General features: G+C 61.1%; 28 protein-coding genes and 1 pseudogene. 9 read left to right on the top strand and 20 right to left on the bottom strand.

From position 1 onward, the window contains the following. Nucleotides 1-40 precede the first annotated feature (40 nt). Complete coding sequence (locus ACILSI_RS11425) at nt 41-1,564, bottom strand: ice-binding family protein (protein ID WP_395722007.1); 1,524 nt, start codon at nt 1,562-1,564, stop codon at nt 41-43. Nucleotides 1,565-1,799: 235 nt separating this feature from the next. Here ACILSI_RS11425 and ACILSI_RS11420 point away from each other — a divergent pair, with 235 nt between their 5' ends. After that, complete coding sequence (locus ACILSI_RS11420) at nt 1,800-2,231, top strand: hypothetical protein (RefSeq protein ID WP_395722006.1); 432 nt, start codon at nt 1,800-1,802, stop codon at nt 2,229-2,231. An 86-nt stretch (nt 2,232-2,317) separates the two neighbouring features. Continuing rightward, entirely contained in the window at nt 2,318-3,856 is a 1,539-nt protein-coding gene (purH, locus tag ACILSI_RS11415; RefSeq protein WP_395722005.1) for a bifunctional phosphoribosylaminoimidazolecarboxamide formyltransferase/IMP cyclohydrolase, read from the top strand. A 69-nt stretch (nt 3,857-3,925) separates the two neighbouring features. On the opposite strand, the gene ACILSI_RS11410 is transcribed toward purH, so the two are convergent. Beyond that, nucleotides 3,926-4,666, bottom strand: a complete 741-nt coding sequence (locus ACILSI_RS11410; protein ID WP_395722004.1) for a dienelactone hydrolase family protein — start codon at nt 4,664-4,666, stop codon at nt 3,926-3,928. A 359-nt stretch (nt 4,667-5,025) separates the two neighbouring features. On the opposite strand from ACILSI_RS11410, the gene ACILSI_RS11405 reads away from it, so the two are divergent. Beyond that, on the top strand, nt 5,026-6,267 hold the full coding sequence (locus tag ACILSI_RS11405) for a TlpA family protein disulfide reductase (protein ID WP_395722003.1): 1,242 nt from the start codon (nt 5,026-5,028) through the stop codon (nt 6,265-6,267). A gap of 15 nt (nt 6,268-6,282) precedes the next feature. On the opposite strand, the gene ACILSI_RS11400 is transcribed toward ACILSI_RS11405, so the two are convergent. Both ACILSI_RS11400 and ACILSI_RS11395 read right to left on the bottom strand, forming a co-directional pair. Then, on the bottom strand, nt 6,283-7,716 hold the full coding sequence (locus ACILSI_RS11400; protein WP_395722002.1) for an AAA family ATPase: 1,434 nt from the start codon (nt 7,714-7,716) through the stop codon (nt 6,283-6,285). A 123-nt stretch (nt 7,717-7,839) separates the two neighbouring features. Next, nucleotides 7,840-9,114: a cation:proton antiporter gene (locus ACILSI_RS11395; RefSeq protein ID WP_395722001.1), complete on the bottom strand. Its 1,275-nt coding sequence runs from the start codon at nt 9,112-9,114 to the stop codon at nt 7,840-7,842. A gap of 88 nt (nt 9,115-9,202) precedes the next feature. Between ACILSI_RS11395 and ACILSI_RS11390 the strand changes: the two genes are divergently transcribed. Together ACILSI_RS11390 and ACILSI_RS11385 are read left to right on the top strand one after the other, a co-directional pair. Next, nucleotides 9,203-10,096 (top strand): LysR family transcriptional regulator, encoded by an 894-nt coding sequence (locus ACILSI_RS11390; RefSeq protein ID WP_395722000.1) that lies wholly within the window; start codon nt 9,203-9,205, stop codon nt 10,094-10,096. A gap of 97 nt (nt 10,097-10,193) precedes the next feature. Then, nucleotides 10,194-11,975: a glycine--tRNA ligase gene (locus ACILSI_RS11385; RefSeq protein ID WP_395721999.1), complete on the top strand. Its 1,782-nt coding sequence runs from the start codon at nt 10,194-10,196 to the stop codon at nt 11,973-11,975. A gap of 348 nt (nt 11,976-12,323) precedes the next feature. On the opposite strand, the gene ACILSI_RS11380 is transcribed toward ACILSI_RS11385, so the two are convergent. The 5 genes and pseudogenes from ACILSI_RS11380 to ACILSI_RS11360 form a co-directional block, all read right to left on the bottom strand. Continuing rightward, nucleotides 12,324-12,647 carry a type II toxin-antitoxin system RelE/ParE family toxin gene (locus ACILSI_RS11380; protein ID WP_395721998.1) on the bottom strand — a complete coding sequence of 108 codons (324 nt, stop codon included), beginning with the start codon at nt 12,645-12,647 and terminating at the stop codon, nt 12,324-12,326. Continuing rightward, nucleotides 12,637-12,906 (bottom strand): type II toxin-antitoxin system ParD family antitoxin, encoded by a 270-nt coding sequence (locus ACILSI_RS11375; RefSeq protein ID WP_395721997.1) that lies wholly within the window; start codon nt 12,904-12,906, stop codon nt 12,637-12,639. Before ACILSI_RS11375 ends, ACILSI_RS11380 begins: the two co-directional genes overlap by 11 nt. A 164-nt stretch (nt 12,907-13,070) precedes the next feature. Next, nucleotides 13,071-13,823: a hypothetical protein gene (locus tag ACILSI_RS11370; protein WP_395722014.1), complete on the bottom strand. Its 753-nt coding sequence runs from the start codon at nt 13,821-13,823 to the stop codon at nt 13,071-13,073. 62 nt (nt 13,824-13,885) lie between these two features. Next, a complete protein-coding gene (locus tag ACILSI_RS11365) occupies nt 13,886-14,230 on the bottom strand; it encodes an ArsR/SmtB family transcription factor (RefSeq protein WP_395721996.1) in 345 nt (114 codons plus the stop codon). Nucleotides 14,231-14,870: 640 nt separating this feature from the next. After that, nucleotides 14,871-14,933 (bottom strand): annotated as a pseudogene (locus ACILSI_RS11360) (hypothetical protein); the annotation flags it as partial. A 196-nt stretch (nt 14,934-15,129) separates the two neighbouring features. On the opposite strand from ACILSI_RS11360, the gene sppA reads away from it, so the two are divergent. Both sppA and ACILSI_RS11350 read left to right on the top strand, forming a co-directional pair. After that, nucleotides 15,130-16,158, top strand: a complete 1,029-nt coding sequence (gene sppA, locus ACILSI_RS11355; protein WP_395721995.1) for a signal peptide peptidase SppA — start codon at nt 15,130-15,132, stop codon at nt 16,156-16,158. A gap of 2 nt (nt 16,159-16,160) precedes the next feature. Further along, on the top strand, nt 16,161-17,000 hold the full coding sequence (locus ACILSI_RS11350; RefSeq protein ID WP_395721994.1) for a lysostaphin resistance A-like protein: 840 nt from the start codon (nt 16,161-16,163) through the stop codon (nt 16,998-17,000). 218 nt (nt 17,001-17,218) lie between these two features. On the opposite strand, the gene ACILSI_RS11345 is transcribed toward ACILSI_RS11350, so the two are convergent. The 10 genes from ACILSI_RS11345 to ACILSI_RS11300 all read right to left on the bottom strand — a co-directional run bounded on the left by ACILSI_RS11345 (nt 17,219) and on the right by ACILSI_RS11300 (nt 24,154). Then, nucleotides 17,219-17,452, bottom strand: a complete 234-nt coding sequence (locus tag ACILSI_RS11345) for a hypothetical protein (RefSeq protein WP_395721993.1) — start codon at nt 17,450-17,452, stop codon at nt 17,219-17,221. A 156-nt stretch (nt 17,453-17,608) separates the two neighbouring features. After that, a complete protein-coding gene (locus ACILSI_RS11340) occupies nt 17,609-17,983 on the bottom strand; it encodes a hypothetical protein (protein WP_395721992.1) in 375 nt (124 codons plus the stop codon). Between the two features lie 37 nt (nt 17,984-18,020). Then, a complete protein-coding gene (locus tag ACILSI_RS11335) occupies nt 18,021-18,242 on the bottom strand; it encodes a hypothetical protein (RefSeq protein ID WP_395721991.1) in 222 nt (73 codons plus the stop codon). A gap of 32 nt (nt 18,243-18,274) precedes the next feature. Next, complete coding sequence (locus ACILSI_RS11330; RefSeq protein ID WP_395721990.1) at nt 18,275-18,574, bottom strand: DUF2934 domain-containing protein; 300 nt, start codon at nt 18,572-18,574, stop codon at nt 18,275-18,277. Nucleotides 18,575-18,834: 260 nt separating this feature from the next. Then, nucleotides 18,835-20,424, bottom strand: a complete 1,590-nt coding sequence (locus ACILSI_RS11325) for an esterase/lipase family protein (RefSeq protein WP_395721989.1) — start codon at nt 20,422-20,424, stop codon at nt 18,835-18,837. A gap of 126 nt (nt 20,425-20,550) precedes the next feature. Continuing rightward, a complete protein-coding gene (locus ACILSI_RS11320) occupies nt 20,551-20,970 on the bottom strand; it encodes a hypothetical protein (protein ID WP_395721988.1) in 420 nt (139 codons plus the stop codon). A gap of 57 nt (nt 20,971-21,027) precedes the next feature. Beyond that, nucleotides 21,028-21,873 carry a signal recognition particle-docking protein FtsY gene (gene ftsY / locus ACILSI_RS11315; protein ID WP_395721987.1) on the bottom strand — a complete coding sequence of 282 codons (846 nt, stop codon included), beginning with the start codon at nt 21,871-21,873 and terminating at the stop codon, nt 21,028-21,030. A 103-nt stretch (nt 21,874-21,976) separates the two neighbouring features. After that, nucleotides 21,977-22,423, bottom strand: a complete 447-nt coding sequence (nusB, locus tag ACILSI_RS11310) for a transcription antitermination factor NusB (RefSeq protein ID WP_395721986.1) — start codon at nt 22,421-22,423, stop codon at nt 21,977-21,979. A 5-nt stretch (nt 22,424-22,428) separates the two neighbouring features. After that, the gene (gene ribH / locus ACILSI_RS11305) at nt 22,429-22,932 is read right to left on the bottom strand and encodes a 6,7-dimethyl-8-ribityllumazine synthase (protein WP_395721985.1); all 504 of its coding nucleotides are present in this window, start codon (nt 22,930-22,932) and stop codon (nt 22,429-22,431) included. Nucleotides 22,933-22,939: 7 nt separating this feature from the next. After that, nucleotides 22,940-24,154, bottom strand: a complete 1,215-nt coding sequence (locus ACILSI_RS11300; RefSeq protein WP_395721984.1) for a bifunctional 3,4-dihydroxy-2-butanone-4-phosphate synthase/GTP cyclohydrolase II — start codon at nt 24,152-24,154, stop codon at nt 22,940-22,942. Nucleotides 24,155-24,289: 135 nt separating this feature from the next. On the opposite strand from ACILSI_RS11300, the gene hprK reads away from it, so the two are divergent. Both hprK and ACILSI_RS11290 read left to right on the top strand, forming a co-directional pair. Then, nucleotides 24,290-25,258 (top strand): HPr(Ser) kinase/phosphatase, encoded by a 969-nt coding sequence (gene hprK / locus ACILSI_RS11295; protein ID WP_395721983.1) that lies wholly within the window; start codon nt 24,290-24,292, stop codon nt 25,256-25,258. A 71-nt stretch (nt 25,259-25,329) separates the two neighbouring features. After that, nucleotides 25,330-25,560 carry an HPr family phosphocarrier protein gene (locus ACILSI_RS11290; protein WP_395721982.1) on the top strand — a complete coding sequence of 77 codons (231 nt, stop codon included), beginning with the start codon at nt 25,330-25,332 and terminating at the stop codon, nt 25,558-25,560. Between the two features lie 39 nt (nt 25,561-25,599). Here ACILSI_RS11290 and ACILSI_RS11285 read toward each other — a convergent pair whose 3' ends face one another. After that, nucleotides 25,600-25,854 (bottom strand): hypothetical protein, encoded by a 255-nt coding sequence (locus ACILSI_RS11285; protein ID WP_395721981.1) that lies wholly within the window; start codon nt 25,852-25,854, stop codon nt 25,600-25,602. Nucleotides 25,855-25,884 lie beyond the last annotated feature (30 nt).

The raw sequence follows: 25,884 nt of genomic DNA, 5'->3' as shown, positions 1-25,884 counted from the left end.
AGTGATCCCTGCCCCTTTCCTGCCGACCCATTCCTGTCAGTTAGCGATGCCGACGACGACGAAAAGTCAGGCTCATGAGGCCGAGCATCAGCAGGATGACACGCGAAGGCTCAGGAACGACGACGATGCCAATCACGCCGTGGCTGGCGAACAGGCTCGTATCCCAAGACCAGAGGAGGTTGAAGGAGGCAAGATCAGGCAGGCTCAGTTGTGCGGCGCTCAAACCAGTGATGCTGCTCCAGTCCAGAAGGTCGAACACGTCATGGAAGGCAGGTGTGTAACCGTTGGCAAAGCTCACACCCAGGCCGCCTGCAGCCACTGCACTGAAGTCGAGTGTGCCTGCGCCACTGCTGTTAAAGAGGAGACGGTCATTGCCGCCATCAGTGTAGGCACCGGTGGCGGTGAGGATGAATCCGACGGCGTCATAAGTGACAGTGTAGCCATGCGTGCCATTGGTGCCGAGCTGAAAGGCGGCGGTGCTCGTGCTGGCGAAGGTCACATCGCCGTTGACGGGCGTGAAGGTCAGCGTGCCCATACCGTTGTTGGCGCCTGGCGTTCCAGGAGCCAACAAACCGCCAAGGATGACGCTGTTGGCTCCCGTCGGCGAGATCGAGCCCGTGCCGCCCAACGTCGTTCCCGCGCTTGTGGAAACGGAGCCGGTGCCTGCGGTGCCGTTGACGATGAGCGAGCCCCCTGTGACGAGGGTCGCTCCGGTGTAAGTGTTGGCGACGCTGAAAATCAGCGTGCCTGCGCCTGTCTTGGTCAGGCTCTTGCCAGTACCTGAGACGGGACCGGTGAGGGTCAAGTTCTCCGCAGCATTGGGCACCGGGACAATAAGGTTGTTGTTCAGGCCAATCGTATTGTTGTCCAGGGCAACTGCCGCATTCACTGCAAGCACCCGGCCATCCACCGTTGCGCCCGTATTCAGCGTGATGGACTGGGAAGCCATGATGCTCCCCACGAAGTTCGTGTTCGTGCCAAGCGTCGCCGAACTGCCGACCTGCCAAAAGACATTGCTCGCTTGAGCGCCGCCGATCAGGGATACCATGCTGCTAGACCCGGTAATGAGTGTGGAGCCTGTCTGAAAAATCCAGACGGCATTCGGATCACCCATGGCATCAAGTGTCAGGGTGCCCGTGATCCCAAAGGAACTGGTGTCTGTGTGTACGCCGGGTGCCAGGGTAAGTCCGCCGAGATCAAAAATCGGCGCATAGATGATCATTGGGAGCCGGCCTGCGGCATCATTGAAAGCCGAGAGCAAATCGTCTTTCGCAGCCAGAGTAATGGCATCTCCTGCATGATTGGTCCCGGTCAATGTAACCGTGCCAAAGCCCGTGATGGTGGCGGTCGGCAAAGATCCCACATCTCCAATGATGGTGGTTGGCCCCGTGTTGGTAATCCCAGAGCCCGCAAGTACACCGAAGTTAGAGGCCTGCCCAAGTATAACAGGTGTTTCAGCGCCCGAGAGCTGGGACTCGGTGAGTGCTGCGGCAATGAGGATGAATAACCGGGGGCTTCGCGTTATGATTTTCAGCAAAGACTTGAGGGCGATGAGGATATTCATAGGTCAGACATGGGAGTTCTGGCTTGCTATCCGTGACCCTTACCCGTGCCGAGGTTTTACTTTCCATGGGGTCAATACCCCGAATGCACTCCCCGCGCCGCACGAGGGTATGCGTGGTGCTGCCACACCTTCTGGCTCGATTGCCTTCGCATTGGTATCAGCCCGCCAGTACGAACTTCCCTAACGAACCCCAAATCCCCCTTGCCACGCTCCTGCCCGCGTCTTTCATCCACGCATGGCCGCCAACGAACTCCGCGACACGCCCGGACGCTTGTTGCTCGGCTGGGCGCTGCTGCTGAGCTGCCTCGTCCTTCTGGCCTGGCGCATCCACCTCCACCCGGCGGACTACGAGTGGACCGAATACCCTACCGCACTCGGCGACATGAAATACTACAATGCGCTCGGTAAAGAAGACCGCTACGAGCCGAGCCTGCGCTTCCCTGGCCAGGAGAAAGGCTTGTACCGCCGCATGGTCGATCCCGTCGTGTTCGACGACTCCACCATGCTCAAGCTTTCACTCGACGCCACCGGCAGGCACCTCGTTTACCAACGGGCGCAGGACTGGGGAGACGCGAAAGCGCCCGTTTACCTCAAAAGCGGCGAGAATCGCTACATCGAGTTCGGGGCGCGGAAATTCTACCCGCCATACGTTCCCGTCAGTCAGTGATTGAGAGCAAAAAAACGGCTCACAGAATGCTCTTGGCACCCCCGCAAATCTCCCTTTACTCGCGCCCCCGAACCTCCCTCTCCCTCATGCCCATCGCCCGTGCCCTGCTCTCTGTTTCCGACAAATCCGGCCTTCTTGACTTCGCCAAAGGCCTGGCGGCGCTCGGGGTGGAGCTGCTTTCCACCGGTGGCACGTCGAAGCATCTCAAGGACGGCGGCCTGAAGGTCACCGACGTCTCCGAGCACACCGGCTTCCCGGAGATGTTCGACGGTCGCGTCAAAACCCTGCATCCGAAGGTTCACGGCGGCCTGCTTCAGCGCCGCGACAACGAGGAGGACAAGCGCAACGCCAAGAAGCACGACATCCCCGTCATCGACCTCGTCGTGGTCAATCTCTACCCCTTTGAGCAGACCGTTGCCAAAAAGGACGTCACGCTCGAAGAAGCCATCGAAAACATCGACATCGGTGGCCCGTCCATGCTCCGCTCGGCAGCCAAAAACCACCGCTGGGTCACCGTCATCACCGATCCGGCGGATTATCCGGTGGTTCTGGCCGAGATGAAGGAAAACGCCGGTGACACCACTCTAGGCACCCGCGAACGCCTCGCCTGCAAAGTCTTCCAGCGCACCGGCAGCTACGACTCCGCCATCGCCGCCTACCTGAACAAGGAGCAGACCACGCAGAAGACCTTCAATCTCTCCCTTCCCCTCTACTCCGAGCTGCGTTACGGCGACAACCCGCACCAGAAGACCTCGCTCTACGGCAACTTTGGCGACTACTTCGTCAAACTGCATGGCAAAGAGCTCAGCTACACCAATGTCCTCGACATCCACGCCGCCGCCGAGATCGCACTGGAGTTCCGTCGCCCAACTGTCGCCATCTTGAAGCACACCAATCCCTGTGGCGTCGGCTGCGCGGATGAGGACCTGCGCGAAGCCTGGCAGAAAGCCTTCGAGACCGACAAGCAGGCCCCCTTTGGCGGCGTCATCGTCGTGAACCGCAGCATGACGCTCGGCCTCGCCCGCATCATCTCCGAGATCTTCACCGATGTGATCATCGCCCCAGACTTCGATGCGGATGCGCGTGCGCTGTTGCAGAAGAAAAAGAACCTGCGCCTCATCCAGATGCTCCCGAGCGTCGCCGAAGCCCTCGCCGAGCCAATCATCCGTTCCGCCCCTGGAGGCGTCATGGTCATGGACAGCGATTTCCGCGCCCTCGGCCTCGACGACCTCGAAACGAAAGTGAAGACCGTCCGCCCGCCGACCCGCGACGAACTCGAAGCCATGCGCTTCGGCTGGCGTGTCGTGAAGCACGTCAAATCCAACGCCATCGTCTTTGCCACGCATGATCGCACCCTCGCCATCGGCGCTGGTCAGATGAGCCGCGTCGATTCCTGCCGGATCGCCATTTGGAAGGCCAAGGAAGCCGGACTCAGCCTTAAAGGCAGCATCGTCGCCTCCGACGCCATGTTCCCCTTCCCCGACGGCCTCATCGCCGCCGCCGAAGCCGGTGCCACCGCCGCCATCCAGCCCGGCGGCTCCGTGAAGGACGAAGAAGTCATCGCCGCCGCCAATGAGCACAAGATGGCCATGGTCTTCACCGGCGTACGGCATTTCCTGCATTAAAGCCAGACTCGGAGAGTCGCTTCGCTCCGGAGACATGGAGGCTAAGAGATCATCTCCCAGTCATCAGTCTCAACTCAGACACCGCCGGAAAAAGTCCACTGTCAGGCCCAGCGCCTGCCGCGCCAGTTCAGCGTCATAGCGCAGGCCTTCATCACGAAGAAAGGCGTGCGCGGCGTTGAACTCATGCCAGGTGAACTTTACTCCGGCGGCGGTGAGCGTTTGATAAATCAACGCGCGTCCCTCGGCGGGCACATGCGGATCCTGACGGCCGAAGACGAGCATCAGCTCACCGGTGATCTCCGCCGCACGCGCCAGCGAATCATCGTTCATGCCCGCGCCGAGGCTGCGCTTGTGCAGATCAGTGGGATAAAAGCACGCTGCTGCCACCACGTCCGGTTGCAGTGCGGCGCGATAGGTCAGATGCCCGCCGATGCAGGGACCAAAGGAACCGAACCGGCCCGTGCAGGCCGCGTGGTTCTTCAAATAGTCCAGCACCGCGCGATTGTCCGCATCATAGCCCGCCACCGGCTTTTCCGTCTTCAAGCGATTGCCCACATCCGAGCCTGCTTGGTCGTAACCCAGCACTGTTCCTGCTGGCAGATACTCGTGGTAGATCTCCGGCAGCGCCACGATGAAACCATGTCCTGCCAGCGCGGCTGCGGTGCGACAGATCGGTGCCGTGAGTTGAAAAATTTCCGAATGAAACAGCAGGCCGGGAAAACGACCCTCCGCCGCAGGCCTTAGCACCAGCGTGCGCATCGGGCCGGACGGCGTGGAAAGTTCGACGATTTCAGGTTCGCGGAGAGTCATGGGCAGGAAGAGTTCGGCAAGGGATGTGCTCCATGCTAGCACGCCTCCATCTTTCGGCCATCCGTCATCACTGCTTCGTTATCTTCCTTGTCTCCTGTTCCAATCCGGAAATCTTCACAGAAGACAACGAAGAAAACAGAGCCCCGGCCTCCTGCACTAACATCGCAAACAATCCATTCTCCGTGGCAGGCTGCTGCGAAGGATGAACGGACAACCATCAGAAACCTCCCTGACCGAGCCGGAGGCGTACTCACGTCCGCCGCCACGGGCAGCCTGGTTAGAGGAAACATTTGACCCGCCCTGCGGGAATCGGGTAAATCTTGCCGTGTGTAGGAACAAACTCACCCAAGCATCCTGGCATGAACACAACGCACTCCGTCAAAGGCCTGATCCCGGCGCTCCTGTTGCTTCTATCAACCACCAGCGAGGCCGTGGAGGTGAAGCTGGAGTTCCTGCCGCAGGATGCCATGCCCAAAATGGGCGGCTATCGCCCTCAAAAAGCGCCCACCTTCGCGCTGCAACCGGCTTCCATCAGCCAAACGCCGCCGAACATCGCGGATGCCGAGTTTGGTGAGATCAAGCTGGGCCCAGCGGACAGCCAGCGGACCTTTGCCTTTGTCATCGACCGGCCGGAGAGCGACAAGCCGCGCCTGTTTGTGGACAGCAATGCCAATGGCGATCTCACCGATGATCCGCCTGCGACATGGGCCATTCGGCGCTACACCCAGCAGGATGGCAGTGTGTCCGTCCAAACCAGCGGCAGTTTCATGCTGGATCTCAAGTGGGGTGAGGAAACGGCCAAGGCCCAGATCAGCGCCTACCGTTTCGACAGCAAGGACCCCAAGCGTCCGCACAACGTCCTGCTCTACTACACGAATTATGCGCGTGTCGGCAGTGTGACCCTGGGCGACAAGACCATTCCAGCGCTGCTCGCGGACGATGATTGCAAAGGGGACTTCAGCGCCCCCACCAGCAGTTTCCGCCTCGACATCAATGGGGATGGCAAATTTTCCTTCCAGGGCGAGCGGTTCTTCGTCAAGAACGCCTTCAACATCGGCGGCACGACTTATGAGATCAGCGGCCTGGCACCCAGCGGCTCTTCGTTTCAAGTCGTCAAATCAAGCCGCACGGTCGCCGAATCCAAACCGCAGGTGGTCCTAACGGCGGGTCAGCAGGCACCGCCCTTCGAGGCCACGACGCTTGCGGGTGAGAAGATCAGCCTGCCTGGCAGCTACAAAGGCAAGGTGGTTCTCCTCGACTTCTGGGCCACCTGGTGCGGGCCTTGCATCGGCGAGCTGCCGAACGTGATCGCCGCTTATGAAAAGCACCATGCCTCCGGTCTGGAGATCCTTGGCATCAGTCTCGACAGCGAAAGCTCCAAGGAGAAACTGCCCGCGTTCATCCAGGAGAAGCATATCCAGTGGCCGCAGGTTTGTGACGGGCTGGGCTGGAAGGCCGCCATCGGCCAGCTTTACAACGTGCATTCCATCCCGGCCACGTTTCTGATTGATGGTGACTCCGGCAAGGTGATCGCCGTGGGCATCCGAGGAGCAGCGCTGGAGCCCGCCATCGCCAAGGCGCTGACGGAAAAGGCGCGCTGAACGCGGGTGCCTTGCTTAGCGCTCCTTCTTCGTGTTCGACGGCGCGTTGAGGAACTTGCGCATGTCGTTGAAGATGCTGTCCGGGCCTTCGTGCTGCTGGGCGTGCGTGTGCATGCCTTCAAACCAAGTCTGAGTGCTCGGTGAGTGCGCCTTGGCCACGGCGAGCAGGAGTTCCAGCGTGATCGGAACTGGCTGGCCGGTGTGAATGGCTGCGGAAAGGGCGAGCTCGGCGGCGCGGTCAAAGACCCACTTCAAATCGGCTCCAGAGAAGCCGTTGGTGGCCTCAATGAGCTCGGCGTTGTCGAAATCGGCGATGGGTTTGTCCTTGGCGAATAGCTCAATGATCTGAGCACGCGCTGGCGCGTCCGGCGGCGGCACAAAGATGGCCTGGTCGAAGCGGCCAGGGCGACGAAAGGCAGGATCGAGTGCCCACGGTTGGTTCGTGGCTCCGATGACGAGGATGCGCTGATTCTCACTGCGGATGCCATCCATCTCGTGGAGGAACTGATTCACGAGATTGCGCATCTGGCTTTCGCGGATCTGGCGGCGGTCCTGGGCCAGGGAGTCGAGATCGTCGAACACCAGCACGCAGGGCGCGTTGGCACGGGCGGTTTCGAAGATCTGATGCAGATTGCGCTCCGTGCTGCCGAAGTAAGGATCGAAAATCTCATGCAGGCCCACGGCGAGGTAGTTGCACGGCACTTCGCCCGCGACCGCGCGCAGCATGAGCGTCTTGCCGCAGCCGGGGGGGCCGTAGATGAGGATGCCGCCGCCGGTTTTGCGACCGTAGGCCTTGTACAAATCAGGAAACTGCAGCGGGTAGGTGATCTTGAGGCGGATCTCCTCCTTCAACTCCTCCATGCCGCCGACATCGGCGAAGGTGACGCGTCCACGCTCAGGATCGCCGGGGGCGTAGAAGGTCTCCGGCCGCCAATCGTAGGGCGGTTCATCGAAGGGATCGTCAAAAAACTCATCTTGATCGTTGCCGGAGGGTGGCGCTTCTTGATTCACCGGCTCAGGCGCGGGAGCAGGCGCTGTCTTGCGCGCATCACGCGCGGTGCGGCCAAGCTCGCGCTCCAGCGCGGGATCGCTCATGGTGCCGTCGATCTGCGCGGCACGGTCAAAATGCTCGATGGCTTTGGTGCGGTCGCCCTCGCTGAGGAAAACACGACTCAGGAGCAGATGAGCCTGCACATTGTCCGGCTCCAGGAACAGCACACGCTCAGCGCGAACGGCGGCACCGGAGGTGTTGCCTTCCATAAACGAAACTTTGGCGATGCCGAGTTGCGCGTCAGTCTGCTCCGGGTCTTGCTCCAGAGCACGGGTGAAGATCTCCCGCGCCTCGTCCAAATGCAGCTCCTCCAGGCAGGCACGGCCGTAAAGTAGCAGCAGCGACAGGTTATTCGGCGACTGGTTGAGGGCGTCGCGAAGGGCGGAGGAGTTTGGCATGGGTGATTTAAAGCTCAGACAGCCACAAGCACTGTTCTGATGAGATTTAAGACCGCACGGCCCATGCCGCCAATGATTTCTTGGCGCACAGCCCCTTCTTCAGGTTGGCCGAATGCCTGAGATTTAATGCTTTGGCACCAGTTTCTTCAAGTCATCAGGCAGCCAGGCACGGAGCATCGGGCCGGTGGTGGCAGTGGTGAGCAGGCACATGATGATGAACATGGTGAAGAGCTTGTCATTCAGCAGGCCGAGATCTTTGCCCACGCTGATAGCGATGAGGCCCATGAGGGCGCGGGTGTTCATCAATGCGCCGATGGAAAGTCCCTCACGCCAGCTTGACCCGGCCCAGCGTGCGCCAAGTGTGCAGCCGCCGAGTTTGCCGATGATCGCCACGAGGGAGACAAGCGCGCAGCCGATCCACGCAGTGGCGTTGTCGAAGGAGCCGATCTTGGTGTTGAGGCCGGTATTGGTGAAGAAAATGGGCACCAAGGCCACGATGACGAAGTCGGCGAAGCGCTCGCGCCAGGCTTTGACGAGCGAGGGTTCTGAATGCAGCGCCACACCGAGCGCGAAGGCCCCGAAGATGGCGAAGATGCCAAGCTTGTTGGTGATGAGCGCGGAGACAAACAGCGTGCAGAGCAACAACGCGAGGAATCCGGGAGTGAAGGTCTCGGTTTGATGGTCTGCGCACTGCTTGCGCCAGGCCTTGATAAGCAGCGGGCCGACGAACTTCATCAAAACAAAGAAGTAGAGAATGATCAGCGCCGTCTGGCCCAGGAAGGGCAACCAGGTGAAATTTTCGCCCTGTTTGATGATGGCGGTGGCGACGCCGAGGAAGACCCAGCCGACCGCGTCGTCGATGGCGGCGGCGCTGATGGCCGTGGCTCCCAGCGCGGTGCGCTCCAGCTTCATTTCAAGAAGGATGCGACCCATGATCGGCAGCGCGGAGATGGCCAGCGCGATGCAGACGAAAAGCTGGAAGCCAAACATCGGCAGGTCCGGGGCAAAAGTACGATGCAGCCACGGGGCGATCGCCAGACCTCCTGCCAGCGGCGCGAGAATGCCCATGAGCGAGGAGGTGATGACCACCTTGGACTTGGCCCGTAGATGCGAGAAATCGAACTCCATGCCAACCTGAAAGAGCATCAGCAGCAGGCCGATCTTGGCCAGAAGCGCGAGTGGGCCCTTGACCTCATCCGGGAAAATGAAGCTGACAAACTCCGGCGCGAACAAGCCGATGAACGACGGCCCCAGTAGCAAACCGGCGGCGATTTCTCCCACGGCAGGGGGCTGCCCGATCTTGCGGCAGAGGCGTCCCATCAGCCACGCGGCGGCGATGATGACGATCCAACTGACGAGAACGAGTTTGAGTGTGTCCTCAATCTTGGCGGGATTCATATGAACCTTACAATGTGATAAATCATCGGTAACGAAAATAGACTTTCGCTATCGCTTTGATGCCGATGCGGTATAGGACGAGCCGATCATGGAACTGCGACATCTGCGTTACTTTCAAGCCGTGGCGGAGGAGTTGAGCTTCTCGCGGGCCGCACGTCGTCTGCGCATCGCGCAACCGGCGCTGAGCCGGGCGGTGCAGGAGATGGAGCGGGAACTCGGCACGCAACTGATCGAGCGTGAGCGGCGTTCGCCTCGGCTCACACCCGCGGGCGCGGTGCTGCTGTATGAGACAGCGTTGATTCTGGAACGACTCGAAGAGTCCATGCGCCGTGTGCGCCGCACGGCGAAGGGGGAGGAGGGCGAGTTGCGGCTCGGTTACATCGGGCCGCCGACGCGGATGTTCCTGGCGCGGCTGCTGAAGGAATACGGGAAACGTTTTCCACGCGTGACCGTGATCCTGGAAGAGCGCACGCCGGAGCGTGTGTGGGAAATGGTTTCTAAAGGCCGTTTGTCGGTGGGTTTGACACGTCCGGTGCTGGCGCATGAGGCGCTGGGCTTGCAGACACTGCTGCTGCGGGAGGAGAAATTCTGCGCGGCAGTCCCGAAGGATCATCCGTGGGCCAAACTGACCTCACTGCCCTGGAAGAAGCTCGATGGCGAGCCGCTGATCGTTCTGGCGCGACGTGAAGGTGCGGGCTCTCATGACGCGATCCAGGCGGCGTGCTCGGAAGCAGGCTTTGCGCCACGAGTGACCCATGCGCCGAGTTTGATCGGCACGATTTTGCAGTACGTCGAGGCAGACGCGGGCATCGGCGTGGTGCCGGAGAGCACGATGAGCAAGAACATCGCGCTCATCCCGCTGAAGCCGCAGCAGACGATCCCGCTGGTGATGGTTTGGGCGAGCGAGGGCGATGACCCGGCGGTGGCGGCGTTTCGGGAACTGGTGAAGGAATGGCTGCGCGACGGGAAGCTGTGGGCTTGAAATGCGTTGCACCTCAGGCGTGCTGGTGCTCCTTTCGCGCCCCCTTATCGCCGGTGGCACTCCAGTCATTCGGCCAACCCCATACTACACACCCGCCATGTCCTCCGACCCCAAAGCATCCCAAGCGCAAATGGAGAAGATCGTCTCCCTCTGCAAGCGCCGCGGCTTCATCTATCAAAGCAGCGAAATCTACGGCGGCTGCGGCGGCGTGTGGGACTACGGCCCGCTCGGTGCGGAGCTGAAGCGCAACCTGCGCACCGCCTGGTGGAACACCATGACCCGCGAACGCGAGGACGTGCTCGGCCTCGATGCCAGCATCCTCATGAATCCCGCCATCTGGAAGGCCAGCGGCCACGTCGATACCTTCGCCGACCTCATGCGTGAGTGCTCGCTGACGAACAAACGCGTTCGCGCCGACCACGTCGAGCCGCAGGACGGCGTCGTCATGAAATACAGCGGTGCCAAGGCCCCGAACGGCTGGCGCTGGGACCGCGCCATCTCCGCCTTGCTGAAAAATGGCGATCATATCGAGAGCTTCCGCAAACGCATTCGTGCCCTCATCGCACAAAACGCCGGTGAATCCGCTGGCAAGCCCGAGGAGATCGAATTGCTCGGCGAGGAGAAAATCGATGCCGTGAATGGCAGCGTCGATTTCCATCCCGAAACCGGCGGCATGCTCGGTGAGGCCCGCCCCTTCAATCTCATGCTCAAGACCTACCTCGGCCCCACCGCGACCGAGGACGACGTGACCTACCTGCGCCCGGAAACCGCGCAGGCCATCTTTGCCCAGTTCAAGAACGTCTTCGACTCCAGCCGCGTGAAGGTGCCCTTTGGCATCGGCCAGATCGGCAAGGCCTTCCGCAACGAGGTCACGCCGAAGAATTTCACCTTCCGCAGCCGCGAGTTCGAGCAGATGGAGCTCGAGTTCTTCATCAAGCCCGACGAAGCCGTCGAGATCATCAGCGGCGAAGTCGCGAAGTGGCATGAAGGTGCTGATTTGAGCGAACCGCAGCCAAATTGGGGCTGGGAGATGTGGCACCGCTACTGGGTCGATCAGCGCACGAAGTTCTACCAAGGCATCGGCCTCGGCGACGTGCTCGAATACTACTGGCAGACGCCCGCCGACCTCGCCCACTACGCCCGCGCCTGCGTGGACATCCTGTGCGAGTTCCCCTTCGGCACCGAGGAGTTGGAAGGCATCGCCGCGCGTGGCGACTTCGATTTGTCCGCGCATCAAACTGCCAGCACCAAGTCCCAGGAGATCTTCGACGAAGAACTCAAAACCGCCGCCGCCAAGCTCACCGACGAGCAAAAGGAAGCCCTCATCCAGAAACGCCTCGCCGCCGAAGCCGCGAAGACCAAGGGCGAGCCGATGCCCGAAGCCGCCGTGCGTGCGTGGTTCGAGCGTCTCTTCAAAGGCAGCTACGTGCCGCACGTCATCGAGCCCTCCGCCGGACTCGACCGCATGGCGCTCGCCGTCATCGCCAAGGCCTTCAGCGAGACCGAAAAAGTCGATGAAAAGGGCAAGAAGGAAGTCATCACCGTCCTGCGCCTGCATCCGCGTGTCGCCCCGATCAAAGTCGGCGTCTTCCCGCTGCTGAAGAACAAGCCCGAGCTCGTCGCCAAGGCCCGCGAGGTCTATGCCCTGCTCAAGAAGCACCTGAATTGCTTCTACGACGAAACCGCCAGCATCGGTCGCCGCTACGCCCGCCAGGACGAAGTCGGCACCCCCTTCGGCGTCACCATCGACTTCGAAACCTGCGGCGAAAAAGGCCCCGAACTCCAAGACACCGTCACCCTCCGCCACCGCGACAGCGGCGAGCAGGAACGCGTGAAAATCAGCGAGTTGCTCGGGAAGTTGCTGCCGTTGGTGTCATGATTGTGGCTGCGTCGTAGCAGAACGCGTCAGCGTTCCACAGGGGAAGACTCACCTCTTCCTCTACGCTCTCGCGCTGCCGCTGAGCCGGAGGCTCGAAAGACATTAGCCGGTGGTGCAACCACCGGATCTCCCGCGCATTCCACCGCTTTCCCGCATCGCGCCCTGAAGGGGCGCGAGAAGCGAACGATTAGCCATTCGTCCCCCCAAACCCCATCGCCCGCTTCTCGCGACCCTCCGGGTCGCCACGCATCGTGTGAGCGCCATCCATCATTCCTGGGTTTCCGCTTCGCTTCACCCCGGGCTAATCTCTTTCGAGCCTCCGGCTCGGGACAGTCGCCGCCACGAGTTTCAGGCTGGCCATTCTCTATCAGCGTCTTCTCTCAGACGTGCTGGTAGGTCCATGTTTTCGTGCAGGATGCTGATGATGCCGACATGGCCGTCAGAAAGCTCGCGGAAGAACAGATAATGGTGCTCATGGTGGACGAACCAGATTCCGGCAAAACGCTTTCCTCTCATCGGCCTCCAGTGAAGCCGCTGACGGCTGAGGTCGTGCGCGGCGGCCACGAGGCTGTTCACATAGTGATCCGCCTGATCCTCACCCCATTGGCGATCCGTGTACTCCCAGATTTGCAGCAGCCGCTCACGGGCCGCCGGATAGATTTTAGCGGCCATGCGCTTGTTTGCGGGCTTTGGCCTCTGCGATCACGGACGCAGCATCCAGCGGCACAAAATCGGCTTCGGCAGCCTTCATCCCCGGAGCCAGCTCCTCCTCCATCCAGTTCCACCGGCGCTGTTCTTCTTGTTCGTAGTCGCGGCGTACCAAGTCGCGGATGTATTCGCTCGCCGAGTCGTAGAGGCCGGAACTGCCCACGCGCTGCTGGACGAAGCTCTCAAGCTCTCCCGGAAACTGAATGGTGATCGCTGCGCTCATGTTCTGACTACTGTGCAGGCCGTCTTCAAACTGTCAATCTCTCGAAAGACCCCCAACTCCGTGACACCGTCACCCTCCCCCACCGAGACAGTGGCGAGCAGGAGCGCGTGAAGATCAGCGAGTTGCTTGGCAAGCTGTTGCCGCTGGTGAGTTGATCTATCAGACTAACGCTTCGGACCAGGCGACTGTGAGGCTTGCTTGTGCAAGGCGTATTGCTCATTGATGAACTTCACCGTGTTGATGTACTTGTTGGCATCGGATTCACGCAGCTTCGCAAAAGGGCCAAAATACTGCTCAAAGACTTCGTATAGCTGCTCAGGAGTTATCGGCGGCTTCATTATGAAACTACTCTCAAGCGCAACAGGCCAGTTGGCGACGGAGGCTTTTTCTGTGCCAGTTTTTGTGGGGACATCCCAATCAACCACTATGCGGCTGGTTCCTTTTCGCAGATTCTGTGAGGTTGCGTCCTTCGCTACCGAAGCCGCGAGCACAATGCCCAACCACTGAGATTTCTCCCCAATGTCATAGGCATCGATTAGAGCAGGACCTGCATACATCGAACGTTGCTCATCGGCGTAAAAAATGCCCTTGCTTATACCGATCCTGATTGGCACACGAAGATGTAAGGCCTTGCTGAAGAGGTTGACCACAGCCGTAAAGATTGCGAGGCAGTCCCTTGGCGAGTCAGCGTTGGAATAGAGAATGATTGTGTCAGAAAAGATAACTGACTTTATCATTTCGGGAATGTGTATGGGATCATCAAAGTTCTCAGAAACAATGGTTACCCTGGTTGATGTCGTGAGTGCGATTTCAAGCGCAGAGAGCATCTGCCATGCCTCGTGATGATCTTGGGCCGTAAGCGCACGCATTCCCAAAATGTCCAAGTGAGCCACATAACGTTGCGGTGCGTTCTCCATGAAATCTAATAGTATGGCAGGTTTAGCAGCTTGCGAGATGGCAACAGCTTTTGCGTGAACCCTCAACACCGCACCAAACAATACCCGAAGTCCATCTCCCAGCCGCGTTCCGTCTTCGTCGCGGGGATGGCGGGGGCGAGGTGGTAGAGGAGGCGGCGGCCGTCCTGCGGGTTCTCGGCGGTGACGACGAGGCCCGCGCCGCGCAGGGCGACGAGGTGCTTCAGCGTGGCGTCGAGCCGCTTGCCGACGTTCCCGGCCAGCACCGTCGCGGTGCGCCCCTGCCCATCCGCGAGGATCTGAAGAAGGCGACGGCGGGTGGGATCGCCCAGCGCGGCATAGACGGTATCCGCCGGGATCACCTGAGGTGGCGGCGCGGGAAGTGTGGGAGGCGCTGCTGGAGTGCTCATGGAGAGATTTTGCCCGCTCCGAGCCTTTTGACAAGCCCCACGGCTCCGTGATCGGGGTGCAGGAGCCTCCCGACAAGCAGCACGACTCCGCAATCGACATGGCCGAGCCTCCCGACAAGCAGGACGGCTCCGTAATCGACGTGTCCGAGGCTCCCGACAAGCGGGGCGGCTCCGCAATCGGCGTCCCCGAGGCTTCCAACAAGCAGGACGGCTCCGCAATCGAGGTGTGGGAGGCTCCCGACAAGCAGGACGACTCCGCAATCGATGTGTCGGAGCCTCCCAACAAGCAGGACAGCTCCGCAATCGACGTGACCGAGGCTCCCAACAAGCAGGACGACTCCGCAATCGAGGTGCCGAAGGCTCCCAACAAGCAGGACGACTCCGCAATCGACGTGCCCGAGGCTCCCAACAAGCAGGACGGCTCAGCAATGGGCCGCCAGGAGATGCCCGGCAAAGGGGAACTGTTTGCGGCAGCTCCTAAGCAGGCGTGGGCGGGGTCATTGGAACAGGCGCTTCCAGAACGAGGGCTTCGGCACGGGCGGAAGCTGGGGCAATTCGGGAAAGCCACGGAAGTTTCCGTCCTCATCGACGCATCGGCGAAGTCGCAGAAGTCCATGTTGGCGAGTTCCAGGTTGTCGGCGATGGCCCCGACCTCGGGCGGGATCGCCCGGAAGGCGCGGCCAGGATCAAGCAGCAGGTCCACCCACGACGAGAATCGGATGCTGCGGGTCGGAGAGCGCCAAGCGGTCGATGACCAACACCGAAGGAGCGGTGCGGAGCACCAGGGCGTGCTCGGTGTCAGGAAGCGGCTTCATGGTTCGCAGGTGCGGGCTTGGAGGTGCTTAATTTGGTGTTGAAGGCTTGGCAAGCTCACAGGCGGCGCTTAGCGTGCCTGCATTATGACTAAAAAATCCGGATGTCTGATCGCACTGCTGATCTTCGTGCTGTTGGTGAGCCTAGGACTGAATCTGGGCCAGTTCATGGGTAAGCTTGACCTGGGGCTGGACGGCGCGGCGCTGTATTCCACCGCACAGCCGAAGAAGCGCTTCAGCGAGGTGACGGTGGAGTCCGCGAAAAAGCCGACGGCGGACAAGATCGTGCATCTCAATCTGGAGGGCGTGATTTCCTCCATGGAGATGGGCGGCTTGTTTGGTGGGGCGATGCCGAGTGTGGAGAGCATCAAGCACGCGCTGGAGCAGGCCGTGGCGGACAAAAACGTGAAGGCCATCGTGCTGCGCATCAATTCTCCCGGCGGCGAGGTGACGGCCTCGGACATCATCTACAACGCGGTCAAAGCAGCGGCGAAGGTGAAGCCGGTGGTGGTTTACATGGACGCGATGGCGGCCTCGGGCGGCTATTACGTGGCCTGCGGAGCCACGAAGATCGTGGCGAGCGAGACGACGCTGACGGCGAGCATCGGGGTGATCATCGAGACGATGAACTACAGCGAGCTGTTTGGCAAAGTGGGCCTGAGCATGGTGACCTTCACCAGCGGCGCGTTCAAGGACTCGCTGAGCGGCGCGAGGCCGATGCGTGAGGATGAGAAGGTGTATGTGCAGAATCTCGTGACGCAGATGTACGACCGCTTCCTCGGCATCGTGTCCGAGGCGCGTGGTGTGCCGAAAGAGACGCTGAAAAGCACCGTGGCCGACGGGCGTGTGGTGACTGGGCGCGAGGCGCTGGCAGCGAAGCTGGTGGACCAGATAGGCTATGTGGAGGACGCCTACGCGCTGGCGCGTGAGCTGGGAAAGGCGGCGGATGCGGCGGTGGTGAAATACAGGCACGAGGTCAGCCTGTTTGACGCCTTTGGCATGGCCTCGGCCAAGGCCGCGCAGCCTGCCGAGGTGCGGCTCGATGTGAGCAGCGGCCTGCTGCCGAAACTGCAACCGGGCGTGCCCTACTACCTGCCAGCGCATTACGCCCACTGATCATGGCAGACGCCGCCACCATCGGGGTTCTGCGTGACCTTGCCATCCTTGTCACCATCGCCACAGCACTGGCGTTGTTTGGCTATCGAACCCTGAGGCTGAGGCGGCCCGAGGTGTCGTGGAATCAGGAGGGGCAGGTGCTGTCCCGCCCTTATGCCGCGCCGGATCTGATCCTGCTCGCGCTGCTGGGCGTGTTTTTCATCAGCACGATGCAGGCACCGTCCGGGGAGCAGGCGGACGCGGCCATCAGCAGCGCCGGGATCATCCTCAGCATGGTGTTCAATCTCATGGTCTGCGCCGCGCTGCTGCTGTACCTGCATCGTTTGCGCGGCCTGAACCCGGCGGAGCTGTTCGGCCTGCAGCACCTGCACTGGCGCTCGATTGCGCGGGTGGTTTTGGTGTTTGCGGTGCTTTGCCTGATCTCGGTGAGCCTCGTCGCCATCGGAGTGACTCGGTGGCTGGAGGACGTCTGGCCGGACTTGCAGCCGCAGCAGATGGTGGAGACGTTTCAAACATCGGGCAGCCTGGGGATCAAGGTGCTGGTGTTCATCGCCGCCGTGGTGATCGCCCCGCTGGCGGAGGAGACGCTGTTTCGAGGTTTTGTTTACGGGGTGTTGAAGCGCTACACAGACGCCCCCTTCGCGGCGCTGGCCTCATCGCTCATGTTTGCCATCATTCACCTGCATGTGGGCAGCCTGGTGCCGCTGTGCGTGCTGGCGCTGCTGTTTTGCATCGCCTATGAGATCACCGGCTGCCTGCTGGTGCCGATGCTGCTGCACATGATCTTCAATGCGACGAGCATTGTGATGATGCTTTTCTCGGATGTGCCTTCCGGAGGGTGATGGCGCGGCGGAGTGAAGAGTTCGAAGATGCATTCGGAATGACGCCTGTGGAACCTGGAGCAGCGAAGAACGCGAGACCCTTTCCATCGTGCGCTCATCTTGGCATTGCCTGAACCCCGGCCAGAGGTGTAGCCAGGAAATGATCGCAGCCAGGCGTCGTGGTGCCGCGAAATCCTGAATGCTCCGGAGGCAACTCCCGGCGCGGATCTGAGCCGGGATCAAGCGCCGGGCGAACCAGGAGGCGGCTCGGTCTGCACGGCAGTCTCTTGAGCGGCGAGGCACTCGCGGACCAAGCGCAGGCATTCGTCCGCACTGGCGGGCATGGGCAGGGTGAGGGGCTGGCCGTGGACGCGGAGATGGCGCAGTTCTCCCTCCCGGCGCACATGGGTGACCTCAATGTCGTGCGAGGCAAAGAAGCGGACGACTTCCTGATTGCTGGCGTAGCGGCTCATGGGGGAGTTGGAAGATAAAAGTTAGACGAATGCGAACGATTCATCCTTTGCAGTCTCGCTTTCATCCTTCGCAGTTTTGCTACGAAGCAACGGAACGGAGGGCGTGTGCGCTCCTTTTCCATCTCTCCGACTCGGCGGTGCTCCCTCCGTGCTTCCCTAGTGGAAATGACGGGTGACGAACTCCACGAGCTTGTCATCGCTCATGGGGGTGGAGGTGCTCTCGGTAACGACGGTTTTTTTGAACTGCGGGGTTTCACCCAGGTAGCGCATGAACTGCTCCTGGATGGTGCCGCTGCCGGTCAGGTGAACCTCGTCGGCGTTCAGCAGATGGTGGCTGATCTCCTTGAAGTACTTTTGAACCAAGGTGATTTCGAGGTGGTTCGCAGCATTCTCGCTCGAATTGGACCCTGGACCTGGATTCTTGGCATGACCGAGTACGGAGAAGGTGGCGGCGGCGGGGGTGTAGCCGACGATGATGGCGTGGTGGGTATCCATCCAGACGCCGAACCGTTTTTTGATTTTTTCTGACATAATGTTCACTGACAGGGGGATGGTGTGGATAGCAAACTCAAAGGCCCATGTTGCCGAGTGCGGCGGCGGTGCGGTTGAGGAAGGCGGTGAGTTCAGGATGCGCGGCTTCGAGTTCCGCCAGGGCGACGGGCCAGGTGACGGTGACGTCTTCCGGCTCTGTCTGAATGACGAGAGCGAGCAGGCGTGCGCGGGCCGCAGGCGGGAGATCGACATCGGTTTCGAGCCGGGCGCGGAGCTGCTGAAGGTGGGCGGGATTCATGGGGAGGCGGCAGCCGACAAGCGGCTGAGGGTTCAGCGGGCGGGGCGCTTGGTCGAGCGTTTGAGAGTGGTCTTGGGAACCGGCTTGAAGGAGAGGGAGGCTTGCGGATTGGATTTCGCCGCCGTGGGGGATGTCTTGGCACTGCGGGGGGCGGAGACAGACGGGGCGCTGGCGGTTTGAGGCGTTGCCACGGACTGTCGCTCGGCCTGGAGCCAAAAGTCCATGTCCTGTCCGGTGGGACGGTTGGCTTTCTGCCACAGGTCGTAGGCGCGAGCGTGGATGGGTTCAAAGGGCGGCGGGGGCACGGGAAAGGACGGCTTTTTCTTGGTCATGGGGTGGGGAGGGAGTGAGGACGCCGGGATGGGCGGCACTCAGGAACATGACGCCGAAACCCGGTGCGGGCCATGGGGTGTAACCCGCATCACAAGGGAGCAAGTTAGGTGAGGATTCGTCGCTGCGACAAGGTGCTCTTCACGCCGGGCACGAGTGCTGAAGGCGGACGAGCGATCACGCAGGGTAGAAGACATTACCAGAGAGTCAGACACTCCCGGCTTTGCCAGGGGCATCTGGCTCAGTTCGTGTGAGAGGCCGCTCAGAAGCTTTTGGGATGCAGGCGGAGGATGCGCTTGATCTCGGCGACGGCTTCCGGGGTATCATGGGCGCTGTGGCCGGAGCGGATGATCAGCTCGGACTCCACGCCGTCGAGGTGGGAGCTGTGGTAGGGCACGAAGCCGTCGGTGCAGCGGGGGTCGGTGAGGGGGAGGCCGTCCTTGTTACCGATGATGGAGTGAATGTGCAGGCCGGGCCGCAGGGGCAGGCTCATGGCGGTCTTCACATAGGGGGACTCGGGGGACAGGTTGTCCACGCTGGTGGGGATGCCATGGGCGAGCAGTTTGCGGATGCCAGGGTTCTGCGCCTGGCTTTGCAGGGCGGTGAAGGCGCCGGTCATGGCGCTCTTCGGCAGGTTGACGAGCCTGCGCCCGATCTTGCCGAGCGTGCCGGAGGCGATCTCGCTGCCACGGTGCGGGGTGGCGATGAAGATGACGCGGTTGACGTAGGGGTTGGGCTCGAAGTTGAGCAGGCGGTCCAGGGAATCGCGTTCCTCCTTGGAGAAACCCAGTTTGTCGGGCGAGGAGCCGAAGACGTTCACATACAGACGGTCGCCACTGCCCTGCACCTGGGATTTGCTGACTAGGCCGCCCATGCTGTGACCGACGAGGACCATCTGATGGCCGTAGATGTGGTTGCCGCGCTTTTTCAGTTCACCGTGCAAGACAGCGAGCTGCGCACGGAGCTTGGCCGCGCTGAACACGACCGGCACGCCGGAGGGATAGCGGAAGAAATAGACCTGGTACTTCTTTTGCAGCTCGGGCTCGGCCCCGAGGTCGTTGAGGAGGTTCTGCCAGGTAGCGGGACGGGACATGAGGCCATGCACCATGATAACGGGGATGCGGTCCGGCGCGGGGCGCTCCAGGGAGATGAGCCCGAGCTTGTCCATGCTCTTGTGGACATTGAGCAAGGCACCGAGTCCGGACATCTGCATCTTCTTCCGGGCCATGATGTACTCGCCAATGGCGGAGAGGTCGGCGGCCAGCGGACGGGACTGGCCGGCGAGACGCACGGTTTCATTCACGCGCGGATCGTGAAGCACGAGCGCGGCGGCGCGGGTGCCCTGCCCCGTACGGCGAAATTCCAGGGTGGCGGTGACGGGCACCATGTAGCCGGCCTCTTTCATGAACGGCTCGGCGGCCTTGCGCTCCGGGGTGAGCAGCCAATGGGCCACGAACGGCACGCCCACGCCCTCGCGGGTGATGTGGTGGCGAAGTTCCCGCCCCTTGATGCTGCTAGCGGGAATCAATTCATCGAACAGCAGCTTCTGCGGCCAGGAGGCCTGTAGGCTGTAAATGCCGCCTGCCGCGATGCTCTGGGAGCGGCTTTTCTCATCACTCAGCGCCAGCCAGAGCGCGACCGCCTTTTCCGTGGCTGCGGAGTAGGCCGCATGGTCCGCCGCTGTCTTGAGTCCGGCAGCGCTGGCACGATCCGCCTGCATCAGTGCCTGTCCCAGTGCCAGGCGGTTTTTCTCAAGCTGCGTCGTGCTTGAGCCGCTCCGCGGCGTGTGAGAGCATGCCGAAAATCCCAGGACGAAGACCAGGACGGAGAGAATGAGCAGAGTTCGTTGCATGGGAGGCTGATTCAAGAGTGGGATGGCAGTGTGAGATGAGACCTGCAAACGCGGTCGGCTCTTCCGACCTCACTGCATCGGCGCACTACTGCCTCTCAGCGCACGGATGTGGCGGTGACGGCACACTTAGCGGCGCTTGTTTGCGACCTGATACTTCACGAAGGGCTCGAACTTGTAGTGGGTGGGCATGATGATGCCGCGCTTGCCGGTGATGGTGGTGGCGCTTTGGTCCACCTCCCAGCCAGGGTGGCCGGTCCACGCCCACTGCCAGCCCTCGCGGGCAATGAAGAGGCCGCCGCGCTCATGGCCCTCACGGATGATGCCATCCGTTTTGAGACGCTCAGGTGCCACATAATAAATGCCCTTCGGCGACTGGGCCTCGGGCTGGTAATGCCCGGCAGGCAGAGTGAACTTGCCATCCTTGTGCTGGCATTCGACCGCCTCGCTCAGGATGATGCCGGGCGTGCCCGGCGGGCAGCGCTCCAGATCTTTGGTGGCACAGGAAACGAGCGAGGTGGCGAGCAGGAGGGAGAAGAATCTTTTCATGGTTGGAGAAGGCTGTTTATGACCGGACGCGCGGTCACGCACAAGCACAAACCTGCGCTAGAGCAGTTCCTCAACAAAACGTTTCGCGTCGAAGGGCTGGAAGTCCTCCACACGCTCGCCGAGGCCGATGAAGCGAGTGGGGACGCCGAGTTCCTGCTGGATGTTGACGAGCACGCCGCCTTTGCCGCTACCGTCGAGCTTGGTGACGATGAGGCCGGTGAGCGGAATGGCTTTTTGAAACTCACGCGCCTGCTGGAGGGCGTTGGAGCCGGTGGTGGCATCGACGACGAGCCAGACCTCGTGCGGGGAGGTTTCGTCCTTGCGGCCGAGGATGCGGTGAATCTTTTTCAGCTCCTCCATGAGGTTGTGCTTGGTGTGGAGACGGCCGGCGGTGTCGCAGATGAGGAAGTCGGCCTGCGTTTTGAGCGCGGTCTCGTAACCGTCGAAGCAGACGGCGGCGGGATCGCAGTTATGCGGGCCTTTGACGAGCGGAATCTTCAAACGATCGGCCCAGACAGTGAGTTGTTCGACGGCGGCGGCGCGGAAGGTGTCGGCGGCGGCCAGAACAACCTTGTGCCCGCGCTGATGCAGCACATGAGCAAGCTTGGCCGTGCTCGTGGTCTTGCCCGTGCCGTTAACACCGACCATGAGGAGCACCTTGGGCTTTCCTGGCAGCGGATCGAGCGCTGGTATGGTCTCAGGCAAAATTTTGCGCACATGCTCACGCGCCACCTCCACGATGTCCGCGCCGTGCAGCGTGCGCTGGCGGGATTTGAGGTCGGCAACGATTTGCAGCGCGAGACGCGGGCCAAGATCACCACCAATGAGCGCGGCCTCCAGGTCATCCCAGTCGATGTTGGGCTTGGTGAAACGCTGGAAGAGAGATTTGAAGAAACCGGCCATGGGAAGGAATGACGAATGTCGAAATCAGAACCGAATGAAGTGAGATAGACGACTGAAAGAAGCCCAAAGGGTTGAGCGAAGCGAAATCAATGACGAATGCCCGTTAATCCTCGCTGGCTGCTTCCACAGGACGCCTCGGTTCCGGCTTACGCAGGGCTTTGGCCAGCTTGTCGAGCACGCCGTTGACGAAGGAGCCGGATTCACCGGCACTGAGGGCTTTGGCGATGTCGATGGCCTCGTTGAGGATGACGGGGGCGGGCACGTCCAGGCAGTAGAGCAACTCGTAGGAAGCGACACGCAGCACATTGCGGTCCACGGCGGCGAGACGCTCCAGGCGGAAGTTTTCGACGAGGCCCGTGATGTGGCCGTCGATCTCGTCCTGATGGTCGATGACGCCCTTGATCAGGCTTTCGGCATAAGCACGAGTGGAGGCCTTCGCACTGTGCAGGGTCCAGAAGACCTCGGCGTCCTCGGGCTTGTGCTCACCTTGCAGGTCTCTGGAGAAAAGGAATTGAATGGCGGCTTCGCGGCCGTCGCGGCGTTTTCCCATGATAGTTAGGCGTGGTCGATGGGTTCGCCGGCAAAGCTGGCCTTCATTTTGCCGAACAGATTGATCATTTTGACACAAGTCTGGGCGGCTTCCGTGCCGCGATTGATGGTGGCCCCGAGGCAGCGCTCCTCGGCCTGCTCCTCGCTGCTGACGAGCAGCACTTCATGAATGACGGGAATGCAATGTTTCACCGCCATCTGCTGCAAGGCATCCGTGACGGAGGCACCGACGAGATCAGCATGCTCGGTTGAGCCGCGGATAATGACACCGAGGGCAATCACGGCATCCGGCGCACTGCCACGCAGCACCAGTTCGGTGCAAACGGGAATCTCAAACGCGCCAGGGACGCGATAGACATCGACGGAAGCGTTCGGGGCGATGACCTCAATCTCTTCCTTGGCGGCATTGAGCAGGCCCTGGACGAACTGGTTGTTGTACAACGAGGCGACGACCGCGATGCTGATCGGCTCCTGGGTGGGACGGGGACGGCTGGAGGCGTAATTGGACATTTTGAGACTAGAGCTTGTGGCCCATTTTTTTCTTCTTGGTTTCGAGATAACGGGCGTTTTCGGGCTTGGGCTGGGATTTGACGGGCACCTGCTCGGTGATTTCGAGCTTGTGGCCTTCGAGACCGACGACCTTGCGCGGGTTGTTGGTCATGAGCTTGATCTTTCGCACGCCAAGGTCGGAGATGATCTGTGCACCGATGCCGTAGTCCCGCAGGTCCATGGGAAAGCCGAGTTTGAGATTCGCCTCGACCGTGTCGAGGCCCTGCTCCTGGAGCTTGTAGGCCATGATCTTGCCGTGCAGGCCGATGCCGCGGCCCTCATGCCCGCGCATGTAGATGATGATCCCCTTCCCCACGTCGGCGATGTGTTTCATCGCGGCATGGAGCTGGCTACCGCAATCGCAGCGGCGGGAGGCAAAGATGTCGCCGGTGAGGCACTCGCTGTGGACGCGGACGAGGATGGACTCATCCGGCGTGATGTCCCCCATAACGAGGGCGATGTGATGCACGCCGTCGAGGCTGCCTTTGTAGAGGTGCAGCTTGAAGGTGCCGAAGTCAGTGGGCATGTCCACGACCTCGATTTTTTCGACCAGCTTCTCGCTCAGGCGGCGATGCGCGATGAGATCGGCGATGCTGCACATCTTGAGGCCGTGCTTCTTGGCAAACTTCTTCAAATGTGGCAGCCGGGCCATGGTGCCGTCGGGATTCATGATCTCGATCAAGACACCTGCCTCGCGCAAGCCGGCCATGCGGGCCAGATCGACCGCCGCCTCGGTGTGACCGGCGCGACGCAGCACTCCGCCGGGCTTGGCGACGAGAGGATTGATGTGACCGGGCTGCACGAGGTCAGAAGGCTTGCTTTTGGGATCAGCCAGGAGACGGATCGTGCGGGTGCGGTCAGCGGCGCTGATGCCGGTGGAAATGCCCTTAGCAGCATCGACGGTGACGGTGAAATCCGTGCGGAAGGCCTCGCGATTCTCTGGCACCATGCTGGCCAGATTGAGTCGCTGGGCGATTTCGAGCGAAACCGGCACGCAGAGCATGCCGCCGCCTTGGCGCACCATGAAATTCACCATCTCAGCGGTGATCTTTTCAGCGGCGCAGATGAGATCACCCTCGTTTTCCCGGTCCTCGTCGTCGGTCACGATCACCATGCGCCCGGCGCGAATGTCGGCGAGGACGGACTCCACGGAATCAAAGAGAGCGGGCTTCTGGCGGGGCATGGGAGGGGTGGAAAAGAGCCAATGCCGCTGGCTGCGGCGTTCGGGGGAAGATGATTTAGCCGGTTGGGGCAGGTTTTCCAGCACGAGCTTGGTTTTTCGTTGCCGCATTGGAGCGGCTTCGCGTAATGTCGTCCAATGCCGCCGCCCACCAAAGTCAAACGCCCGTCAGCCATCTCGGTGGGGGAGTTTTTCAAGCAGAACGAGAAAGCGCTCCAATTGAAGCTGATCGGCACGGAGGCGGGCTTTGAGCGCAAGATCAATGAGCCCTCTGTGAACCGTCCCGGCCTGGCACTGTCCGGCTTCTTCACCTACTTCGCCTACAAGCGCATTCAGGTCATCGGCAATTCGGAGCACTCCTTTCTTGAAGGCCTGGAGCCGAAACTGCGCGCCGCACGCTTCAGCCAGCTTTGTTCCTGGGACATTCCGTGCATCGTGGTCGCCCGCGGGCATCGCCTCGGTGATGATTTGATCGAAATCGCCAACTCAGCCGGCATCTCAGTGTTCCAAACGAGCATGATGACCATGCGTTTCCTCAACGCGGCCACCATCAAGCTGGAGTGGACCTTTGCGCCGAGCCTGCTCGTCCACGGCTGCATGGTGGATGTACAGGGCATCGGCGTGCTGATCCAGGGAGACAGCGGCTGCGGAAAGAGTGAGAGTGTGATCGGTCTGCTGCAACGCGGCGGCAGCCTCGTGGCGGATGACGCCGTGCGGCTGCGGCTCATCGAAGACCGTGAGATCGTCGGCTCTGCACCGGATCTGACGCGCGGCATGATCGAAATCCGTGGCCTGGGCATCCTGAATGTGGCCGCACTCTTCGGCGTGGGCGCGGTGCGCCTGAGCAAGCGGCTGGATTTCATCGTGGAGTTGGTGCGCGGCGCGAAGACCCAGGATCTGGAGCGCGTGGGTGTCAGCACAGACACGCGCGACGTCATGGGCATGAAAGTTGAACGCGTGGCCCTGCCCGTGGAGCCCGGACGCGACGTCGCCGGCCTCATCGAACTGGCCGCCATCAACTTCAAGCTCCGCACCTTCGGCTACAACAGCGCTGTGGAGTTTGATCAAAGGTTGTTGAAAAAGATGACGGATGACCAATTAGGTTAACCTGCCAGCGCCCCCTACCCTCCACCATCATGAGCATTGAGAAAGAACTGACAATCCGCAACAAAATGGGCATGCATGCACGCCCGGCGGCACAGTTCGTCAAACGTGCCAGCAAGTACCAATGCGACGTGTGGGTGGAAAAAGACGACGAACCGGTCAATGGCAAGAGCATCATGGGCCTCATGATGCTAGCCGCCGGCCGCGGTGAGAAGATCAAGATCATCGCCGATGGCAACGATGCCGAACAGGCCGTGGCTGATCTGGAGGAACTGGTTTCCTCCGGTTTTGGCGACGTTGAGTGAGCTTGTGACTGGATGCCGGATCTTGGCCTGGATACTGGATCACTTCTTCGCCGGATCTGCCGGACGTGACATCACGCGAATCTCCTCGCCGCGTTGTGGCTCAGGCGGCTTCTCCTTGAGCATCTCCAGCATCATCGAGCCGATGAGATAAATCAGCCCGCCGCCAACCCCGGCCCCGATGGCAATGAAGCGGCGCTGCCAGACATTCTCCGAATCAATGGCCCACCAGAAACGCATGCACAGCAGCATCCACAAAATGCTGCCGCCGAGAACGAGAAGATGACCAGTGCTCATTGTCCGAGTGTGGAATAGCTTTGTGCCGCA

Source organism: Prosthecobacter sp., assembly GCF_044232965.1.
GTDB lineage: Bacteria > Verrucomicrobiota > Verrucomicrobiia > Verrucomicrobiales > Verrucomicrobiaceae > Prosthecobacter.
Note: the sequence above shows the minus strand (reverse complement) of the source record. Positions and strands in the feature narration are given on the sequence as shown.

Excerpts from the sequence above, each read along its gene's own strand:
- ACILSI_RS11340 (WP_395721992.1), bottom strand. The coding sequence starts at position 17,983 with ATGTCAGAAAAAATCAAAAAACGGTTCGGCGTCTGGATGGATACCCAC.
- ACILSI_RS11300 (WP_395721984.1), bottom strand. The coding sequence starts at position 24,154 with ATGCCCCGCCAGAAGCCCGCTCTCTTTGATTCCGTGGAGTCCGTCCTC.
- ACILSI_RS11320 (WP_395721988.1), bottom strand. The coding sequence starts at position 20,970 with ATGAAAAGATTCTTCTCCCTCCTGCTCGCCACCTCGCTCGTTTCCTGT.
- sppA (WP_395721995.1), top strand. The coding sequence starts at position 15,130 with ATGACTAAAAAATCCGGATGTCTGATCGCACTGCTGATCTTCGTGCTG.
- ACILSI_RS11410 (WP_395722004.1), bottom strand. The coding sequence starts at position 4,666 with ATGACTCTCCGCGAACCTGAAATCGTCGAACTTTCCACGCCGTCCGGC.
- ACILSI_RS11425 (WP_395722007.1), bottom strand. The coding sequence starts at position 1,564 with ATGAATATCCTCATCGCCCTCAAGTCTTTGCTGAAAATCATAACGCGA.
- ACILSI_RS11335 (WP_395721991.1), bottom strand. The coding sequence starts at position 18,242 with ATGAATCCCGCCCACCTTCAGCAGCTCCGCGCCCGGCTCGAAACCGAT.
- ACILSI_RS11400 (WP_395722002.1), bottom strand. The coding sequence starts at position 7,716 with ATGCCAAACTCCTCCGCCCTTCGCGACGCCCTCAACCAGTCGCCGAAT.
- ACILSI_RS11325 (WP_395721989.1), bottom strand. The coding sequence starts at position 20,424 with ATGCAACGAACTCTGCTCATTCTCTCCGTCCTGGTCTTCGTCCTGGGA.
- ACILSI_RS11380 (WP_395721998.1), bottom strand. The coding sequence starts at position 12,647 with ATGGCCGCTAAAATCTATCCGGCGGCCCGTGAGCGGCTGCTGCAAATC.
- ACILSI_RS11345 (WP_395721993.1), bottom strand. The coding sequence starts at position 17,452 with ATGAGCCGCTACGCCAGCAATCAGGAAGTCGTCCGCTTCTTTGCCTCG.
- ACILSI_RS11290 (WP_395721982.1), top strand. The coding sequence starts at position 25,330 with ATGCATGCACGCCCGGCGGCACAGTTCGTCAAACGTGCCAGCAAGTAC.
- ACILSI_RS11385 (WP_395721999.1), top strand. The coding sequence starts at position 10,194 with ATGTCCTCCGACCCCAAAGCATCCCAAGCGCAAATGGAGAAGATCGTC.
- ACILSI_RS11350 (WP_395721994.1), top strand. The coding sequence starts at position 16,161 with ATGGCAGACGCCGCCACCATCGGGGTTCTGCGTGACCTTGCCATCCTT.
- ACILSI_RS11420 (WP_395722006.1), top strand. The coding sequence starts at position 1,800 with ATGGCCGCCAACGAACTCCGCGACACGCCCGGACGCTTGTTGCTCGGC.
- nusB (WP_395721986.1), bottom strand. The coding sequence starts at position 22,423 with ATGGGAAAACGCCGCGACGGCCGCGAAGCCGCCATTCAATTCCTTTTC.
- ribH (WP_395721985.1), bottom strand. The coding sequence starts at position 22,932 with ATGTCCAATTACGCCTCCAGCCGTCCCCGTCCCACCCAGGAGCCGATC.
- ACILSI_RS11390 (WP_395722000.1), top strand. The coding sequence starts at position 9,203 with ATGGAACTGCGACATCTGCGTTACTTTCAAGCCGTGGCGGAGGAGTTG.
- ACILSI_RS11365 (WP_395721996.1), bottom strand. The coding sequence starts at position 14,230 with ATGAGCACTCCAGCAGCGCCTCCCACACTTCCCGCGCCGCCACCTCAG.
- ftsY (WP_395721987.1), bottom strand. The coding sequence starts at position 21,873 with ATGGCCGGTTTCTTCAAATCTCTCTTCCAGCGTTTCACCAAGCCCAAC.
- ACILSI_RS11405 (WP_395722003.1), top strand. The coding sequence starts at position 5,026 with ATGAACACAACGCACTCCGTCAAAGGCCTGATCCCGGCGCTCCTGTTG.
- ACILSI_RS11395 (WP_395722001.1), bottom strand. The coding sequence starts at position 9,114 with ATGAATCCCGCCAAGATTGAGGACACACTCAAACTCGTTCTCGTCAGT.
- hprK (WP_395721983.1), top strand. The coding sequence starts at position 24,290 with ATGCCGCCGCCCACCAAAGTCAAACGCCCGTCAGCCATCTCGGTGGGG.
- ACILSI_RS11370 (WP_395722014.1), bottom strand. The coding sequence starts at position 13,823 with ATGGAGAACGCACCGCAACGTTATGTGGCTCACTTGGACATTTTGGGA.
- purH (WP_395722005.1), top strand. The coding sequence starts at position 2,318 with ATGCCCATCGCCCGTGCCCTGCTCTCTGTTTCCGACAAATCCGGCCTT.
- ACILSI_RS11285 (WP_395721981.1), bottom strand. The coding sequence starts at position 25,854 with ATGAGCACTGGTCATCTTCTCGTTCTCGGCGGCAGCATTTTGTGGATG.
- ACILSI_RS11330 (WP_395721990.1), bottom strand. The coding sequence starts at position 18,574 with ATGACCAAGAAAAAGCCGTCCTTTCCCGTGCCCCCGCCGCCCTTTGAA.
- ACILSI_RS11375 (WP_395721997.1), bottom strand. The coding sequence starts at position 12,906 with ATGAGCGCAGCGATCACCATTCAGTTTCCGGGAGAGCTTGAGAGCTTC.